Origin of the sequence: Acinetobacter sp. S40 (assembly GCF_016624705.1) — a bacterium.
Taxonomy (GTDB): Bacteria; Pseudomonadota; Gammaproteobacteria; order Pseudomonadales; family Moraxellaceae; genus Acinetobacter.
The window spans coordinates 203,975-219,476 of the sequence record NZ_JACVTU010000004.1; the positions used below are offsets into that span (position 1 = coordinate 203,975).

The window sequence follows — 15,502 nt, forward strand, 5'->3', positions numbered from 1 at the left end:
TTTCATGATGTCTTTGACTATGGTTGTATAGACCATACCTACCAACATCTAATTAAATTATAAGAAAGCAACAAATAAGTGAATCGTACCTGCGATAAAACCTGTGACCCCACCCAACACAATCAAAATCCATTCGTCTTCCTGAAATGCAGGACGCAAAAGATTCTGAAACTCTTTGGGGGTTAGTTCACGAATACGATCACGAAACATTTGAAATATTTTCTGTGCACGGCTCGCATTAAAAGCAGGGTCGCATACAGGCACCATCGTAATTTCAATTGATCGATCAATCAAGTCTGTCTTAAGTTTAGCATATTCACGTGGTCCCAAGGAAAGCTGTAGTGAAGTTCTTACCAACGGGGTTTCCATTATTTCATTAATATGACGCTTGACAATTCGGCGAGTTTTATCTTTTTTACTGCCATACATCATTTCAGTCATAATGGATTTAAGAGTAATCAGATCTTCGGTGACCACACTTGCAAATACATCCGATACTTCTTCCTGACGCTTCATAAATGCGCCTTGAACATTATACGTTCCAATACGTGGAATGACGGGAACAACCCACGGAAACTTACGGTCAGTCGTTAAACGAAAGAACTGAGGATAGCGGATATAATGCGGTTCAATCGGGTTAAATACCATCCAGATCGCAATCCAGTTGGTTAAAAAGCCCCAAATCGCAGCCCAGAAAGGTACTGTCCAGTGCCATGGCACAAAGAACCACACCAGCATTTGGAAAATACCAAAAAACATCCCAATTAATGCACTAATATGCCAAATAAAATTGATTTCTTTTTGACCCACTTTTAAAAACATGCGTACCATTAAACGGCGGTCACCTTCCATCTGGCTAACAACCATTTCACGCATATTTACAAGTGACTCGACGTTCATGGTCAGTTCAGTCACTAATTCTTTTAACACAGCAGGTAATTGTTTGTGCGCCTGCGCATAAATACGACGCTTAATGGAATAAGGCAAATTTTCCCAGAGGACCGCATTTCGATCAATCATGACTTCATCAATCAAATGCTCAAGCTCAAAACCAACCTGCTCGCCAATAATCCGTGCCATGTCAGCAGGATCCATCGCCTCAAGAAATTCGCGTAGGGAACCTAGTTTGGATAAAGTATTATCGGTAATAATGCCCGAGATACGTCCAGCTTTTCTTGGCACTATCCCCTGCCAGCCGACGGGTAATGGCCCTAGGTGGAATCCCCAGAAATTAATTGGGTAAAACACCATTTTTAAAGCCATCCACACATGTGCCCATGTCACAAAGGCAGTTACTGGAATAATACTCAAGACCGCCAGATGATCAGGTCGGTTTAAAAAGGCTTGCCACAAATTACTGACGAACTCTAACATCCATTACTCTCGTATTTCATTCTACTTTATGGGCTTCTACATTTTTAAAGCTACAATTAAACATTACAGGCCAATACTTAACGTATAGGAAACTTGTAGTTTGGGTTCTATATCCGCTACAACCTCGCCGCTCGCATCTTTTAACTTTTCACCCGCACCAATGCCTACACTAACAGTACTGATTCGTTCTTTATCCAGCCATACATAAGAGAGATCAACGCCACCACCTAAACGGGTTTTATCATCGCCATTGATTTCTTTACTTTCAATTGAACCTGCATACAGCCCAACATAATAGCCATTTTTATTTACACCAGTGAGGTAATAAGGATAGCGAAAACCGACTTGACCACCAAAGTTATGGTCGCCATTTAGATAAGTACCCACTTTAGCATAGGCTATTCCATATGGATTCACCCATTCACCGTTCAGATGAATTAATTTTTGGGTAATCCCGGCACCTGCATTCCATGTCGATGCGCTTCCCTCGGTGAGTTTTGCTTCAGGTTTAAAACGATTTTCATCTGCAAAGGCTGCCTGACTAAGGGCTAGAAGCACGACCAAGGGATAGATTTTTTTCATTATTTTCTCCATGTTTCCCTATTTATCTGATATAGGGGATTCCACTCATCCAATTTGTGACTTTAACAGAATTATTTTCGTTCTTATATACAGCACATTACAATTTTGATGTCTGCATGGTCAAAAAAGCAATTAAAAAAATTTCGTGAATAATTTAAAAATATCCAAAATTATGATGACGAATGGGTTAAACTTGTCGGCTATTTTTGTGGTCTGCTTTGTCAAGTCAGTTAGGTATGAAACAGCACTTTCCTTTAAAAGATAATCAGCAAGAAAAGCGCATTTATCGAGGGCGAATCTTTTTTGCCATTGGACTAGTTTGCTGTTCTTTATTACTACTGCTTAGTCGTTATGCATATTTGCAAATTGTGCATTATGAGGAGTTTTCAACAGCCTCTGATAAAAACCGTATCCGCTTACAACCTCTCGCTCCTGCGCGAGGTTATATCTATGACCGTAATGGTGTTTTGCTTGCAGATAATTATCCAGTTTTTACTGCAACACTAAGCAAAGCCGATATTGAAGATATTGAAGGCACGGTTGAACAACTGACCCCTATTTTAAGCCTCAGTCAGGATGATATTGATCGTTTTAAATCACGAATCAAAACCGCACGCAAAACCGAACGAGTGTCGATTAAGCTGAATCTAACAGAAACAGATATCGCTAAATTCAGTGAAGTAAAATATAAGTTTCCTGGGGTACGGATTGAAACCCAAATGACACGCTATTATCCACATGGTGATTTATTTGCTCATGTGATTGGTTATGTGGGTCGAATCAATGATAAAGAATTAAAATCGATTAATAGTGATATTTATGCAGGAACGAACCTGATTGGGAAAATCGGAGTTGAAAAAACCTACGAAGATTTATTGCATGGTACGCCTGGCTATGAATCTATTGAGGCCGATGCACATGGGAATGTTCTCAGGCACTTAGGTCGTAAAGAATCCACTCGTGGGAATGATTTATATCTGTCTTTGGATTATGGCCTACAAGTGGTTGCGGCAGAACAACTGGCAGACAAACGTGGGGCAATCGTAGCAATAGACCCGCGCACAGGTGAAATTTTAGCACTGGTTTCCAGTCCAAGTTTTAATCCAAATCTATTTGTTACCGGTATTAGCGGTACAGACTATAGTGCATTGCGCGACAATCTGGATCAGCCACTTTATAACCGTGCGGTTCAGGGAGCTTATCCTCCCGGTTCCACGATCAAGCCAATGGAGGCTATGGGTGGTATTCATTATGCTTTAGTTGATTGGGCAACGACCATTAATGATCCAGGGTACTTCCATCTTCCTGGTGACTCACATAAATTCCGTGACTGGAAAAAAACTGGTCATGGTGTCGTAAACATGCACAAAGCCATCATTCAATCGTGTGATACTTATTTTTATGTATTGTCCTATCAGATGGGCATCGAACGCATGAATGACTGGATGCGTCAATTTGGTTTCGGTGAAAAAACTGGAGTTGATTTACCTAGTGAAAGTACCGGTCTCTATCCAAGTCCTGAATGGAAAATGCGTACCCGAAAATCAAAATGGTTAAAAGGTGAAACTATTTCCGTTAGTATTGGTCAGGGTGCTTTTACTGCTACTCCACTTCAACTCGCAATGGCAACCGCGATTACAGCTAATCATGGTGCGCATGTGACCCCGCATGTATTACGTGCCACTCGTGGGGCAAAAAAACATGAAATTCACAATGCGCCAGATGGCAAAATTAATTTTAATGGGACCGAACAAGACTGGATCAACATGCGTGATGCGATGGTCGATGTAGTTCAATCTGGTACTGGACGTGGTATTCGTACACCGCTTTATCAAATTGCGGGTAAAACAGGAACTGCACAAGTTAAAAGTATTGCGCAGGGTAAACGCTATAACGAGTCCATTCTTACCCAGCGCCAACTGGATCATGGTTTATTTGTTGGATTTGCGCCTGCCGAAAATCCTGAAATTGCCATTTCAGTCATTTGGGAAAATGGCCGCCATGGGGGTTCAGCCGCTCAGCTTGCCAAACCTATATTTGATTATTGGCTTGTCAACCGTAAAAAAGAGCAAATTCGCCCAGCAAACCATCAAATTAGCGGTGGATTAATGACCGCAGGAATTAAGCCTGGTGAACTTCCAAGTAGTGCCATACTAGAAGCTGATCCGAGTGCCAATCTTAATAAGAAAAAACCTGAACAAAAACCTCAAACACAAGCTGCACCTGCATCTGTTCCCATTACTGCCGAGGATACGGAGTAATGAAGAATCAACTCAGAATTATTGGAGGAGAATGGAAACGTCGTGTTCTTCCTTTTGCAAGTATAGATGGATTGCGGCCTACTCCAGATCGGGTTCGTGAAACCTTATTCAATTGGTTGATGTGGGACATTCCAAATGCTGTGGTGCTGGACGTTTGTACCGGTTCAGGTGCTTTGGCTTTTGAGGCACTATCACGCGGGGCTAGTTCAGTTCTGATGATCGAGCCTGATTTAACTCAAGCTAAAATCCTGAAGCAAAATATTCAACTTCTCGCCGCACAAAATTGTGAGTTAAAGGTTGCAACCGCACAACAGGTATTACCAAAACTTAATCAGCAGTTTGATGTGGTTTTTCTTGATCCGCCCTACACCCTGCAACTTTGGAAAGATCTTTCCACATTGATCGATCCTTTATTAAAAGAGCAAGCCTTTATTTATGTCGAAGCGGATCAGGAACTGAATCGGTTAGATTTGCCATCATCATGGCAGTTGATAAAATCCACCAAAGCAGGCACAGTTCGCGCAGGACTTTTCCAAAAAAATTAAATCCTTCGTCTAAATGATGAGATAAAATATTTATGCAATCATGGTCATTATTTTTAGTCGGCGCGTGTATTGCAGGTTTTGTTCAGGGACTAACGGGTTTTGCTTTTGCCTTGGTTGCCATGTCTTTTTGGGTGTGGGCTTTACCGCCTCAACTGGCTGCTCCACTTGTGGTTTTTGCTTCTTTATGGAGCCATATTATCGCATTGAGTAAAGAACGCCCACATCAGCTCAATGTATCTCTGGTTCTTCCTTATATCATCGCAGGCTTAATCGGAGTTCCTTTAGGCACTTATCTTTTACATCAAATTAATGCGCAAACTTTTAAACTGATCTTAGGTCTTTTTTTACTGATCTGGTGTCCAGTGATGTACTTTGCACCTGAATTTAAATCATTAAAAAGCCTAGGCAAAAAAACAGATGCAATGATTGGTTTTTTTGGTGGTGTGTTAGGTGGACTGGGTGGTTTTTGCGGTTCATTGCCCTCTGCTTGGGTCATGCTTAAGGGTTTAAGTAAAATTGAACAACGTTACATCCTCAGACATTTTAATTTTGGGATTCAGCTGTTTACTTTTGCTGTCTATATTTTTCAAGGGACTGTGCAATTCGGACAATGGCCTTATATTTTTGCCCTGATGGTCAGTGTCACTGTTCCAGCAATATTGGGCGCGCAGTTATTTTATAAAATCTCAGAAAAGCAGTTCAAACAAATCGTGCTCTCGTTATTGTTTGCTTCTGGAGCTTTTTTGGTGGTCTCAACGTTGGTCTAAACATTTATTTACTGGGGACGGTCCAGTCGAACAGGTCGAATATCACGAACCATTTCTTCCTCACGACGTTCACGTACATCATCATCGTCATTTTGCTGCTGAGGCTGCAAGCTCCAATGTTTTGAATGGTGCATCATAAATTGACTAGAGATTAGTGTATTGTTTTGGGCCTGACTAGGTAAACTCAAAATACATCCAAATAAACTCAAAACAATCAAAACTAAAGAACGTATTTTTTTCATCATGCTAAACTCTCTTGCTTTTCAAACTGCAATCAGTCTGCCTGAAACCAGACAAATCAATTTGAAGAAAATACAAGTAATTTAGATATGCTCTATATTTGTTATGTTAAATCGGTAAATATACTTAACTGCAATCTTAAAAAGACCAAATCCAAAAAATACGGATCAATTGGCCACGATCATAAGGAAAACTTGAAATATATTCGTAACCCACTTTATGTTGTGTATTAATTTTATAGGTCATGCCATAGCCAAATGAAATGGACAAATCATTGGCACTAATATGCTCTGAACCACCATTGATCATTTTATTTTTTAGGCTATCAGCATTATAAGCGGTGTAGTTGTAGATATTGATACGTTCGTTGGAGTAAAAAGGATTTTTCAGAATCTCATAATTATTTTCTTCTTGCTCATGCTGTTCAGCCAAATGTTTTTGTATTTGATTCAAATCTGTATTCTCAGGGCTATATTCGACCTCTGCCACCTGTGTTGAAGAATTTTCGGCAAAAAAATCATAGGCATAAGCATAGGGTAAATATGTAATATCCCATACAATAAATATCCTGAAAATGATTTTATGAAAACCCATTGTCTCTTAAAAAAAGAATAAAAAAGGTAGCATACGCTACCTTTAAACTTGAATAAATACAATTCACTAAGTTAAACCAACTACTGCAACGATAGCGGCCAAACCTGCCATAATCTTACGACCATAAGGCACATAGCGGCGAATGAATTCACCCAAACCCAGACCCATAACATATAAAATCGTCATACCAGAGATCATGCCGAGCACTAACCCCACTGTATGACCTTGTGGCGCAAGTTCAACCCCATGCGCTATTCCGTGAAAACTCGCCATCAATACAGCGGCTATCGGTAATACGCGATAGGATCTGCTCCATAGTGCAATCGCTAGCACCACCAAAGAAGCAACGATGCCATACTCAGCCACACTTGCTGATACAATCTGATTTGCGCCCAGAATAAAGCCAATTACCAAACTTAAGCTTAAACCCAATATGCCTAAAATTCGCCATTGTTTTGCCACGGTCCACAACAATACACCAAACCCAATCGCCATCATTAGATGATCAAGTCCAGTAAAAGGATGGATTAAGCCTTCCCAAAATCCCAAATGCGTCTGATCATGTCCAGGATGAGCCATAGTGATCATCGGCAAAAAACCAAACATGACCACTAATAGCTGTTTGTTGAATGCGCGCATAGCGCCTCCTTAAGCTTTAAATAAGCCTTGCTTTTCAATGAATTCAATAATTTGGGTTAAACCATCTTCTGTTTTCATGTTTGAAAATAAAAAAGGTTTTTCGCCGCGCATACGTTTGGCATCCTGTTCCATAACGTCAAGATTTGCCCCTACCATCGGCGCAAGATCAGTCTTATTAATAATAAGTAAATCTGACTTGGTAATGCCTGGGCCGCCTTTACGTGGAATTTTCTCACCGCCTGCCACATCAATCACATACAAAGTGAGATCAGACAATTCTGGACTAAATGTTGCAGCCAAATTATCGCCGCCACTTTCAATGATGATTAGTTCCAAACCCTCAAACTTTTCACATAAGTCATCAATCGCCGCCAGATTAATAGATGCATCTTCGCGGATTGCTGTGTGCGGACAACCGCCAGTTTCAACACCCACGATACGGTCTGGCGACATCGCTTCATTACGCGTCAGGAAATTTGAGTCTTCTTTGGTATAAATGTCATTTGTCACAACTGCCATGTTGTATTTATTACGCAATGCACGGCATAAGTTTAAGGTTAGTGCAGTTTTACCTGATCCAACTGGACCACCAATACCTACACGTAAAGGACTACGTTCTGTCATTTTTGATTCCTATTTCTATAACTCTATAAAATTTTATACACCTAGTTTTTCACTTACATCTTTGAAAGATAACTAAAATGTTGTAGTAAAAATTTAGGATCTAAATAATCGCGAATACTGGGTTTCATGTCGCATACTAAACATGGCATATTGGGGTAAGGCACTGCTGATCTCATCATCTGCTAATGCTAAAGCCTGTTCGACTGCCTGTGGCACTAGATGATGTAAATGCCACAAAATCCGCTGTCCACTCATCTGACCCAGCGGTACAGTTTTAACAGCTGCCAAGACTTGGTTTTCCAGCACACTAAAACTATAAGCCGTTAAAACATCCGCTTCGTTTAAACCTAAACGGCCACATAATTGTGCATAAACAGGTACAAAACCATATTGTTTTTTCACTTCAACAGGCATTTTCAAGACATCTTTAATCCATGCATTTAATGAAAATGCCAGCTGCTGTGACTCTGCCAAGAGTTCTTTACTCTCACGGCTGGCTTTATATAAATCAGCCCAATATAAAAACTGCACATCATTGGCATAAGACGTCATTAAACGTTTCAATACAGGTAATTCAAACCGTATCAAAAGCATTTCCAGCACTTCTTCAAAATAGGCCACACTACTGGCTTCATCCTGAATCAATCCTGTTTCAATTGCACTTTCAACACCTTGAGAATAACAATATGCGCCTACAGGCAACGCCGTTGATGACAAGGTCAACAGCTTGAGTAGTTGCGCAGCCTTAATGGACATGATGTAAGGACTTGATTGGACTTAAACGATGATCATGCGCATGCTGTGCATAAGCGCCACTTTCGGGTTCAAAAGCATGTTCAACTTGTTTTACGTCCAGCCCTAAACCCTCGACCATTTCTGCCAATACATGATCAGGTTCAAAATACAGCGCATAAGGCGTCAACATTAAAGGTACATGACGATTACCTAGATGATAAGCGGCCTTAAGTAATTCAAAATCAGTTTTGGCCATCACTTGCATGAGTGGTTCTGGCTTGGCATCGACGCGTAATATCTCACCGTTGTTAGTGGCAATAAAAGATCCACTGCGTAAAATGCCAGTACGTGGTAAATCAACACCAATATCTGTGCCATTGGCTAAAGTGGCACGGAAACGCGATTTTTGTCGTGTATCAAAAGTCAATTCGACAGTATCAAAAGTCTGATCAGGTAATATTTCATTGAGACGCTGGGTGTAGATTTTCATAGAATTCCTCATACTTAATTCTGATGGTCAAAACAAGAAATAACGCTGCGCCATCGGTAATACGTCAGCAGGTTCACACGTCAACAATTTACCATCCGCGCGGACCTCATACGTTTCTGGATGAACATCCATCACTGGACAATAGGTATTGTGTTTCATATCTGCTTTCGTAATATTTCGGGTATTTTTACATGGACTGATCAGCTTTTTCAGTTTTAACCTTTCTACTACACCTTCTTCTATCGCGACTTGAGACAAGAATGTAATACACGTGTTATGCACACCTCGCGGATAAGCGCCAAACATCGGACGATAATGTACGGGCTGGGGTGTTGGAATTGAGGCATTAATATCTCCCATGGGTGCCGCCGCGATCATGCCTCCTTTAATAATCATTGACGGTTTCACCCCAAAAAATGCAGGTTTCCACAGCACCAAGTCTGCCAACTTACCTTCTTCTATGGAGCCTATTTCATGACTTAGACCGTGCGTAATTGCAGGATTAATGGTGTATTTAGCAATATAGCGTTTGACACGATTATTATCGTGACTTGAATGATCACCGTCTAAAGCACCGCGCTGAATTTTCATCTTATGCGCAGTTTGCCAAGTACGAATAATCACTTCGCCGACACGTCCCATAGCTTGCGAATCTGAGGACATCATCGCAATTGCACCAAGATCTTGCAAAATATCCTCTGCTGCAATGGTCTCACGGCGAATACGACTTTCTGCAAATGCGACATCTTCGGCAATTGCAGGATCAAGATGATGACACACCATCAGCATGTCCAAATGTTCATCAATGGTATTGATGGTATAAGGTCTAGTCGGATTTGTTGAAGATGGAAGTACATTCGCTTGGCCGATAGCTTTTAAAATATCAGGCGCGTGTCCTCCTCCGGCACCTTCGGTATGATAAGTATGAATAGTACGATTTTTAAATGCAGCCAATGTTTCTTCCAAAAAACCGCTTTCATTAAGCGTGTCAGTATGAATCGCTACTTGTACATCAAATTCATCTGCGACGCTGAGGCAGTTATCAATTGCGGCGGGTGTTGATCCCCAGTCTTCATGTAGCTTTAACCCCACCACACCTGCTCTAATCTGCTCTCGAATCGGCTCAGGTAAACTTAAATTCCCCTTACCCAATAAACCAATATTCATCGGCAAATCATCAATTGCCTGTAGCATTGTGCCAATGTGCCAAGGTCCCGGTGTAACAGTAGTCGCTGAGGTTCCTGCGGCTGGGCCTGTACCACCACCGACCATAGTCGTCACACCTGACATCAACGCAGTTTCAACCTGTTGCGGACAAATCCAGTGAATATGTGTATCGATCCCGCCTGCAGTCAAAATCTGACCTTCGCCCGCAATAACTTCAGTCGCCGCTCCAAGTGGAATGGTAATATCGGGTTGAATATCAGGATTCCCTGCTTTTCCAATTTTCCAGATACGTCCATTTTTAAGGCCAACATCTGCTTTGACAATGCCCCACCAATCGACAATCAAGGCATTAGTAATAACAGTATCTGCAACCTCATTCGCCAACATTTGCGATTGGCCCATGCCATCACGTATGACTTTCCCCCCACCAAACTTAACTTCTTCGCCGTAAGTGGTCAGATCCTGTTCAACTTCAATAAACAGTTCTGTATCGGCTAAGCGGACACGATCTCCCACCGTTGGCCCAAACATTTCAGCATATGCACGACGCGACATTTTCATAATCATAGACCTTCTAAATCATTTTATTTCTGAATCTAATGCGCCCATCACACGTCCAGCAAAACCATAAACTTCTCGCTTACCTGACAATGCGACCAACTCCACATCACGGCTCTGACCTGGTTCAAAACGTACGGCTGTACCCGCGGCAATATTCAGACGATAACCTTTGGTTTGTTCACGATTAAACTGCAAAGCATCATTTGCCTCAGCAAAATGAAAATGTGACCCCACCTGAATAGGACGGTCACCTGTGTTAGCTACCGTTATTTTTATGGTCTGTCGTCCTACATTTAACTCAATCTCACGATCTAGGGTAATCACTTCACCAGGAATCATGCCGCTCTCCTTTGTTCTCGTTATACAATGGGCTGATGAACCGTGACCAGTTTGGAGCCGTCAGGGAAAGTCGCTTCGACTTGTACCTCCGCAATCATCTCTGGTACACCTTCCATCACATCATTTTTGCTTAATAATGTCGTTCCGTAATGCATCAAGTCAGCCACGCTCATACCATCACGTGCACCCTCAAGCAAAGCGGCAGAAATAAAAGCCACTGCTTCTGGATAATTCAATTTCAAACCACGGGCTTTGCGACGTTCTGCTATAAGTCCCGCAGTAAAAATTAGCATCTTGTCTTTTTCGGTCGGATTAAGTTCCATAAATATTCCTAATCTTGATTATTCAGGTTGAAGCAAAATATATGCACAAATCGTCATCTTGATCTTTGTATGTAATATGACTAAAACACATTATTAAGTACGCCATATATCTAAATACGTCTAAGTACGCCAAATACGTGGAAATTCTTCATTCAAACCATACCAATAACGGCGTAATCGTGCACGAATCGCAGCAAAAGCATCGTGACAAATTCTGACATCATCTCCTAGAAAACGCGCGCAGACGACATCATCTAATCGAGTTAAAGTAACGGGTACATCCATACGCATCATTAATTCACGAATCAGTTCAATTTGCGCTTCTAAATAAGAAGAAGCACGATATTGTTCAGGAGCAACTGCCCATAAACTCCCCATTACCGCCTGTTTATTCATGCCTAAACAAGAAGATAACCATCGATCCTGTCCTTTAAAACGTAGCGTATCTGCGACTAAAAGTTTTTGTTCACGATAAAGTTTAAATTGATTGGCATACGCACCGCTCTGAAAGGTCTCAGCACGTGCCTGTCGTCCAAGCACCAACATATCCCAACCAATAAAACTAGCAGGTTGATCTAAGTGAATGTGGGTTTCTGAATGTGCATTTGCACCATCAAATAACATGGTCTCTTGTGGCAACCACTCTAATATGGAATGCTCTTTTACATTTAAATGAATATGCTGAAACGCCTGCTTGCCATTAGTTTTATACCATTTACCTGCGCCTGGTGTGGTCACTACCGCATGTGAAGTTTGGTGGGTAGAAATTTGAAAAGTTAAATGATCACCCCCTGCAATTCCTGCGGGTGGATGCACAATAATCGCATGACAAACTCCTGTTTTTTCGGGCCATAGCATTTTTTGCACCCGAACAGGACCATAATGTTTTCGATGATTCATAATGGTGCGATGACCATCATGCTTAAATCCCAACTCCAACTCTGCATACCACAAAGCTTTAGACCTTTGGGCGATAAAGTCTTGCGGTTGATTCATTTCAATCCTTTTATGACATAAGTGAGTGGCATTTTTATAATGCAAAAACTGCACCAATAACTTGCAGATTATTGTATTTCAAATTATATGCTTAATTTATCACCCACTTGAAAGGAAAATATATATTTGATTTCAGTCTCGGTTTTTCCTAATCTTGAGTCGTCTTTAATCCAATCTAAAAGTGGTTCAACATGGAAATTCAAGAGCAAATCGTGCTAGTAACTGGCGGCGCACGTGGTTTAGGTTTAGCAATTTCACACGCTTTACTTAGTCAAGGCTCCCGCGTTGTAGTGAACTATTTAAAAAGCCATACAGCAGCCGAAAATTTACAACAACAATTTCCAGAACACGTTTTTATTTACCAAGCTGATGTCACCCAAAGTGATCAGGTTTTGCGCATGTTTGAAGCAGCCAAAAATCATTTTGGAAGTGGAATTACGTCTATAGTTAATAATGCATTGATTCAGTTTGAATTTAATGGTGATGCTCGTCCATTTATTGAAAACTTGACATGGGAGACCATGCAACAGCAATTTCAAGGTGCAGTAAAAGCCGCGTTAAACACTTTAAAAGCTGGACTTGAAGACATGAAAGCCATGCAATTTGGACGAATTATTAATATAGGAACTAATCTGGTGCAAAATCCTGTAGTGCCTTACCATGATTATACGTCTGCCAAAGCAGCACTTTTAGCTTTTACTCGAACCAGTGCACATGAATTAGGACCATTTGGCATTAATATCAACATGCTCTCGGGTGGCTTGCTACAAACCACGGATGCCAGTAAAGCAACTCCTGATGCAGTATTCGATTTAATTGCAGCATCCACCCCTCTCAGACGAACCACAACACCGCAGGAATTTGCCGATGCCGTTCTGCTATTCTTATCGCCTTGGTCACGGGCCATCACTGGCCAAAATTTAATGGTAGATGGCGGCTTGGTGAAAAACTAAATTTCCAGTATAGAGGTTTAAAAGTGCTTAATTAGCCAAAATTTAAGCACTTTTTTCAAATACGCCAACTTTTTTATTTTAAAATCCTTATAAAATATTACTCCACTTTTACTTTCACTCAATTTTATGAAATTTTTCTTTATTATGGCGAGTTCTGCTTTATTGTTTGGCTGCGCACTAGGAAGCTCGAGTGAAATTAAAAGCGCAGAAAAAATGCTTGAACACTTTCAATGCAAAAATATTGAAGTGCATGATATGCCTCAAAGTAATATCAACACTTTTCATCAGCAATCCTTAGCCGTAAGCAAACAGAAAGCCAGTACTTATATTGAACAATATAAAGAAGGTCAAACGCTGTTTGATATGCCACTGGATGAAGTGGTTGAACAGCAATATCAGCTTTATAAATCGGCATGTCAGTCATTAGGTGGCGTAACGTCTGATTTTTAAATGATCACCTTATCAAAACCTACACAATCCAACCAAATTGATACTAAAAGAATGATTTTATTCAAATTGCTTACATATCCTCACTTTTTCTAAGACTCATATTTTTATAGTCTAAGTTTTGATTTAAAAAATACTTGGACACATCTAATGAAAAAATCAATTATTGCGATTGCAATCGCAACGACCTTATTAATGGCATGTTCAAAAAAAGAAAACCAAGCTGAAATAACACCAGCTGCTGCGGACCAAACTCATGTTGCATCTGCTCCTGCCGAAACAGCAACAGCTGTCGATACTGCTCATACAGCTGAGAACTCGTTGGACTGGGCGGGTGATTATGAAGGTAAATTACCTTGTGCCGACTGTGAAGGTATTAAAACTGAACTAGAATTAAAAGCTGATAAAACTTTTGAGTTAAAAGAAACTTATCTTGGTGGTAAAAGTGATGGTAAACCCATCGAGACCAAAGGTACTTTTAAATTTGATGAGCAAAAACCTTCTGTGATTATTCTGGATACTCAACCTGATAAACGTTACTTCTTTATTGGTGAAAACACCGCAACTGCATTGGACATGGAAGGCAATAAAATCGAAGGTGCGATGGCTGATCTTTATGTATTAAAAAAAGAAAACCATTAAACGCTGAGTTCATATAATGTCTTGATAAATACCAATCCTAAAGGATTGGTATTTTTATAAATATCGCATAATGAAATAAAATTTCTAAAAACATGGTTGAAATTTCTAAAAATAAAACACTATAGTAAGATCAAACTGCAAAATATATCCAATGAAAAATAAGGACTCTCTTCAATGAAAACTCGTATGACAGAATTACTTGGTATTGAATATCCCATTATTCAAGGTGGCATGATGTGGGTCGGACGAGCTGAATTAGCAAGTGCAGTTTCCAATGCGGGTGGTTTAGGAACGCTTACTGCATTGACTCAACCCACCCCCGAAGATCTATTAAAAGAGATACAGCGTTGTCGGGAAATGACTGATAAACCTTTTGCTGTGAATTTGACTTTTTTACCAGCCATTAATCCACCACCTTATGCCGAATATCGTCAAGCTATCATTGAAAGTGGTGTCAAAATTGTAGAAACCGCAGGTAATAAGCCACAGGAACATATTGAAGATTTAAAGAAGCATAACATTACAGTACTCCACAAATGTACTTCAGTTCGTCACGCCCTTTCTGCACAGCGTATGGGGGCTGATATTATTTCAATTGATGGTTTTGAATGCGCTGGACATCCGGGAGAGGATGATATTCCTGGATTAATTTTGATTCCAGCTGCCGCGGATCAAGTAAAAATTCCACTCATTGCCAGTGGCGGTTTTGCAGACGGTCGTGGTTTGGTTGCAGCTCTGGCTCTTGGAGCAGAAGGCATCAATATGGGGACTCGTTTTTGTATGACGCAGGAAGCGCCTATTCATGAAAAAATCAAACAGTATTATTTAACGCAAGATGAACGTTCAACTAACCTGATTTTTAGAAAATTTCGTAACACTACTCGGGTGGCCAAAAATAGTATTTCTGATTTGGTCGTTGAACTTAGCCAGAAACCAGACATTCAATTTGAAGAAATTCGTCCTTATGTATCTGGTGCAAAAGGTCGCATTGCTTTGGAAACAGGTGATGTTGATGCAGGATTACTTTCAGCAGGACAAGTGTTAGGACTGATTCACGATATTCCAAGCTGTCATGATCTCATTCACGGCATTATGACTGAGGCGCATAAAATTATTCAACAGCGCTTAAACCGTTTTATCGGTTCGTAATTATTGGATCAAATTGAACTCAAAAGTTCATAAAAAAACCCTGCATATGCAGGGTTTTCTTTAAATCAATTTCA

19 protein-coding genes are annotated in these 15,502 nt (G+C 40.5%); 7 read left to right on the forward strand and 12 right to left on the reverse strand.

All coding sequences use genetic code 11. From position 1 onward, the window contains the following. Positions 1–57: 57 nt before the first annotated feature. Both IAE19_RS08220 and IAE19_RS08225 read right to left on the reverse strand, forming a co-directional pair. Positions 58–1,374, reverse strand: coding sequence for a hypothetical protein (locus IAE19_RS08220; RefSeq protein WP_200460455.1), 1,317 nt, complete (start codon positions 1,372–1,374; stop codon positions 58–60). A gap of 63 nt (positions 1,375–1,437) precedes the next feature. Next, positions 1,438–1,956, reverse strand: coding sequence for a hypothetical protein (locus IAE19_RS08225; RefSeq protein WP_200460456.1), 519 nt, complete (start codon positions 1,954–1,956; stop codon positions 1,438–1,440). A 236-nt stretch (positions 1,957–2,192) separates the two neighbouring features. Here IAE19_RS08225 and mrdA point away from each other — a divergent pair, with 236 nt between their 5' ends. The 3 genes from mrdA to IAE19_RS08240 are packed head-to-tail and all read left to right on the forward strand — an operon-like array spanning position 2,193 to position 5,529. Continuing rightward, positions 2,193–4,217, forward strand: coding sequence for a penicillin-binding protein 2 (gene mrdA, locus IAE19_RS08230; RefSeq protein WP_200460457.1), 2,025 nt, complete (start codon positions 2,193–2,195; stop codon positions 4,215–4,217). Next, a complete protein-coding gene (gene rsmD / locus IAE19_RS08235; RefSeq protein WP_200460458.1) occupies positions 4,217–4,762 on the forward strand; it encodes a 16S rRNA (guanine(966)-N(2))-methyltransferase RsmD in 546 nt (181 codons plus the stop codon). The genes mrdA and rsmD overlap by 1 nt, the downstream gene beginning before the upstream one ends. A gap of 32 nt (positions 4,763–4,794) precedes the next feature. Beyond that, on the forward strand, positions 4,795–5,529 hold the full coding sequence (locus IAE19_RS08240; RefSeq protein ID WP_200460459.1) for a sulfite exporter TauE/SafE family protein: 735 nt from the start codon (positions 4,795–4,797) through the stop codon (positions 5,527–5,529). 8 nt (positions 5,530–5,537) lie between these two features. Here IAE19_RS08240 and IAE19_RS08245 read toward each other — a convergent pair whose 3' ends face one another. The 10 genes from IAE19_RS08245 to IAE19_RS08285 all read right to left on the reverse strand — a co-directional run bounded on the left by IAE19_RS08245 (position 5,538) and on the right by IAE19_RS08285 (position 12,237). Next, on the reverse strand, positions 5,538–5,774 hold the full coding sequence (locus tag IAE19_RS08245; protein WP_227612215.1) for a hypothetical protein: 237 nt from the start codon (positions 5,772–5,774) through the stop codon (positions 5,538–5,540). Between the two features lie 133 nt (positions 5,775–5,907). Next, positions 5,908–6,363, reverse strand: coding sequence for a hypothetical protein (locus tag IAE19_RS08250; RefSeq protein WP_200460460.1), 456 nt, complete (start codon positions 6,361–6,363; stop codon positions 5,908–5,910). A gap of 66 nt (positions 6,364–6,429) precedes the next feature. Further along, positions 6,430–7,002: a HupE/UreJ family protein gene (locus IAE19_RS08255; protein ID WP_200460461.1), complete on the reverse strand. Its 573-nt coding sequence runs from the start codon at positions 7,000–7,002 to the stop codon at positions 6,430–6,432. Between the two features lie 9 nt (positions 7,003–7,011). Then, positions 7,012–7,626: an urease accessory protein UreG gene (ureG, locus tag IAE19_RS08260; RefSeq protein WP_200460462.1), complete on the reverse strand. Its 615-nt coding sequence runs from the start codon at positions 7,624–7,626 to the stop codon at positions 7,012–7,014. A 93-nt stretch (positions 7,627–7,719) separates the two neighbouring features. After that, positions 7,720–8,382, reverse strand: a complete 663-nt coding sequence (locus IAE19_RS08265; RefSeq protein WP_200460463.1) for an urease accessory protein UreF — start codon at positions 8,380–8,382, stop codon at positions 7,720–7,722. Beyond that, a complete protein-coding gene (ureE, locus tag IAE19_RS08270) occupies positions 8,372–8,851 on the reverse strand; it encodes an urease accessory protein UreE (RefSeq protein ID WP_200460464.1) in 480 nt (159 codons plus the stop codon). Before ureE ends, IAE19_RS08265 begins: the two co-directional genes overlap by 11 nt. A gap of 27 nt (positions 8,852–8,878) precedes the next feature. Continuing rightward, on the reverse strand, positions 8,879–10,579 hold the full coding sequence (ureC, locus tag IAE19_RS08275) for an urease subunit alpha (RefSeq protein WP_200529619.1): 1,701 nt from the start codon (positions 10,577–10,579) through the stop codon (positions 8,879–8,881). Positions 10,580–10,597: 18 nt separating this feature from the next. Next, positions 10,598–10,918 carry an urease subunit beta gene (locus IAE19_RS16590; protein ID WP_200529618.1) on the reverse strand — a complete coding sequence of 107 codons (321 nt, stop codon included), beginning with the start codon at positions 10,916–10,918 and terminating at the stop codon, positions 10,598–10,600. A gap of 20 nt (positions 10,919–10,938) precedes the next feature. Beyond that, positions 10,939–11,241, reverse strand: a complete 303-nt coding sequence (gene ureA / locus IAE19_RS08280) for an urease subunit gamma (protein WP_200460465.1) — start codon at positions 11,239–11,241, stop codon at positions 10,939–10,941. Between the two features lie 120 nt (positions 11,242–11,361). Further along, the gene (locus IAE19_RS08285) at positions 11,362–12,237 is read right to left on the reverse strand and encodes an urease accessory protein UreD (protein WP_200460466.1); all 876 of its coding nucleotides are present in this window, start codon (positions 12,235–12,237) and stop codon (positions 11,362–11,364) included. A gap of 191 nt (positions 12,238–12,428) precedes the next feature. Here IAE19_RS08285 and IAE19_RS08290 point away from each other — a divergent pair, with 191 nt between their 5' ends. The 4 genes from IAE19_RS08290 to IAE19_RS08305 all read left to right on the forward strand — a co-directional run bounded on the left by IAE19_RS08290 (position 12,429) and on the right by IAE19_RS08305 (position 15,428). Continuing rightward, on the forward strand, positions 12,429–13,190 hold the full coding sequence (locus IAE19_RS08290) for a 3-oxoacyl-ACP reductase (RefSeq protein ID WP_200460467.1): 762 nt from the start codon (positions 12,429–12,431) through the stop codon (positions 13,188–13,190). 126 nt (positions 13,191–13,316) lie between these two features. Next, positions 13,317–13,640 carry a hypothetical protein gene (locus tag IAE19_RS08295; RefSeq protein ID WP_200460468.1) on the forward strand — a complete coding sequence of 108 codons (324 nt, stop codon included), beginning with the start codon at positions 13,317–13,319 and terminating at the stop codon, positions 13,638–13,640. A 147-nt stretch (positions 13,641–13,787) separates the two neighbouring features. After that, positions 13,788–14,279, forward strand: coding sequence for a copper resistance protein NlpE (locus IAE19_RS08300; RefSeq protein WP_200460469.1), 492 nt, complete (start codon positions 13,788–13,790; stop codon positions 14,277–14,279). A gap of 174 nt (positions 14,280–14,453) precedes the next feature. After that, positions 14,454–15,428 (forward strand): NAD(P)H-dependent flavin oxidoreductase, encoded by a 975-nt coding sequence (locus IAE19_RS08305; protein ID WP_200460470.1) that lies wholly within the window; start codon positions 14,454–14,456, stop codon positions 15,426–15,428. Positions 15,429–15,502 lie beyond the last annotated feature (74 nt).

What these genes read in the sequence shown, in the direction of transcription:
- IAE19_RS08220 (WP_200460455.1), bottom strand. Translation starts at nt 1,374, where the DNA reads ATGTTAGAGTTCGTCAGTAATTTGTGGCAAGCCTTTTTAAACCGACCT.
- IAE19_RS08225 (WP_200460456.1), bottom strand. Translation starts at nt 1,956, where the DNA reads ATGAAAAAAATCTATCCCTTGGTCGTGCTTCTAGCCCTTAGTCAGGCA.
- mrdA (WP_200460457.1), top strand. Translation starts at nt 2,193, where the DNA reads ATGAAACAGCACTTTCCTTTAAAAGATAATCAGCAAGAAAAGCGCATT.
- rsmD (WP_200460458.1), top strand. Translation starts at nt 4,217, where the DNA reads ATGAAGAATCAACTCAGAATTATTGGAGGAGAATGGAAACGTCGTGTT.
- IAE19_RS08240 (WP_200460459.1), top strand. Translation starts at nt 4,795, where the DNA reads ATGCAATCATGGTCATTATTTTTAGTCGGCGCGTGTATTGCAGGTTTT.
- IAE19_RS08245 (WP_227612215.1), bottom strand. Translation starts at nt 5,774, where the DNA reads ATGATGAAAAAAATACGTTCTTTAGTTTTGATTGTTTTGAGTTTATTT.
- IAE19_RS08250 (WP_200460460.1), bottom strand. Translation starts at nt 6,363, where the DNA reads ATGGGTTTTCATAAAATCATTTTCAGGATATTTATTGTATGGGATATT.
- IAE19_RS08255 (WP_200460461.1), bottom strand. Translation starts at nt 7,002, where the DNA reads ATGCGCGCATTCAACAAACAGCTATTAGTGGTCATGTTTGGTTTTTTG.
- ureG (WP_200460462.1), bottom strand. Translation starts at nt 7,626, where the DNA reads ATGACAGAACGTAGTCCTTTACGTGTAGGTATTGGTGGTCCAGTTGGA.
- IAE19_RS08265 (WP_200460463.1), bottom strand. Translation starts at nt 8,382, where the DNA reads ATGTCCATTAAGGCTGCGCAACTACTCAAGCTGTTGACCTTGTCATCA.
- ureE (WP_200460464.1), bottom strand. Translation starts at nt 8,851, where the DNA reads ATGAAAATCTACACCCAGCGTCTCAATGAAATATTACCTGATCAGACT.
- ureC (WP_200529619.1), bottom strand. Translation starts at nt 10,579, where the DNA reads ATGAAAATGTCGCGTCGTGCATATGCTGAAATGTTTGGGCCAACGGTG.
- IAE19_RS16590 (WP_200529618.1), bottom strand. Translation starts at nt 10,918, where the DNA reads ATGATTCCTGGTGAAGTGATTACCCTAGATCGTGAGATTGAGTTAAAT.
- ureA (WP_200460465.1), bottom strand. Translation starts at nt 11,241, where the DNA reads ATGGAACTTAATCCGACCGAAAAAGACAAGATGCTAATTTTTACTGCG.
- IAE19_RS08285 (WP_200460466.1), bottom strand. Translation starts at nt 12,237, where the DNA reads ATGAATCAACCGCAAGACTTTATCGCCCAAAGGTCTAAAGCTTTGTGG.
- IAE19_RS08290 (WP_200460467.1), top strand. Translation starts at nt 12,429, where the DNA reads ATGGAAATTCAAGAGCAAATCGTGCTAGTAACTGGCGGCGCACGTGGT.
- IAE19_RS08295 (WP_200460468.1), top strand. Translation starts at nt 13,317, where the DNA reads ATGAAATTTTTCTTTATTATGGCGAGTTCTGCTTTATTGTTTGGCTGC.
- IAE19_RS08300 (WP_200460469.1), top strand. Translation starts at nt 13,788, where the DNA reads ATGAAAAAATCAATTATTGCGATTGCAATCGCAACGACCTTATTAATG.
- IAE19_RS08305 (WP_200460470.1), top strand. Translation starts at nt 14,454, where the DNA reads ATGAAAACTCGTATGACAGAATTACTTGGTATTGAATATCCCATTATT.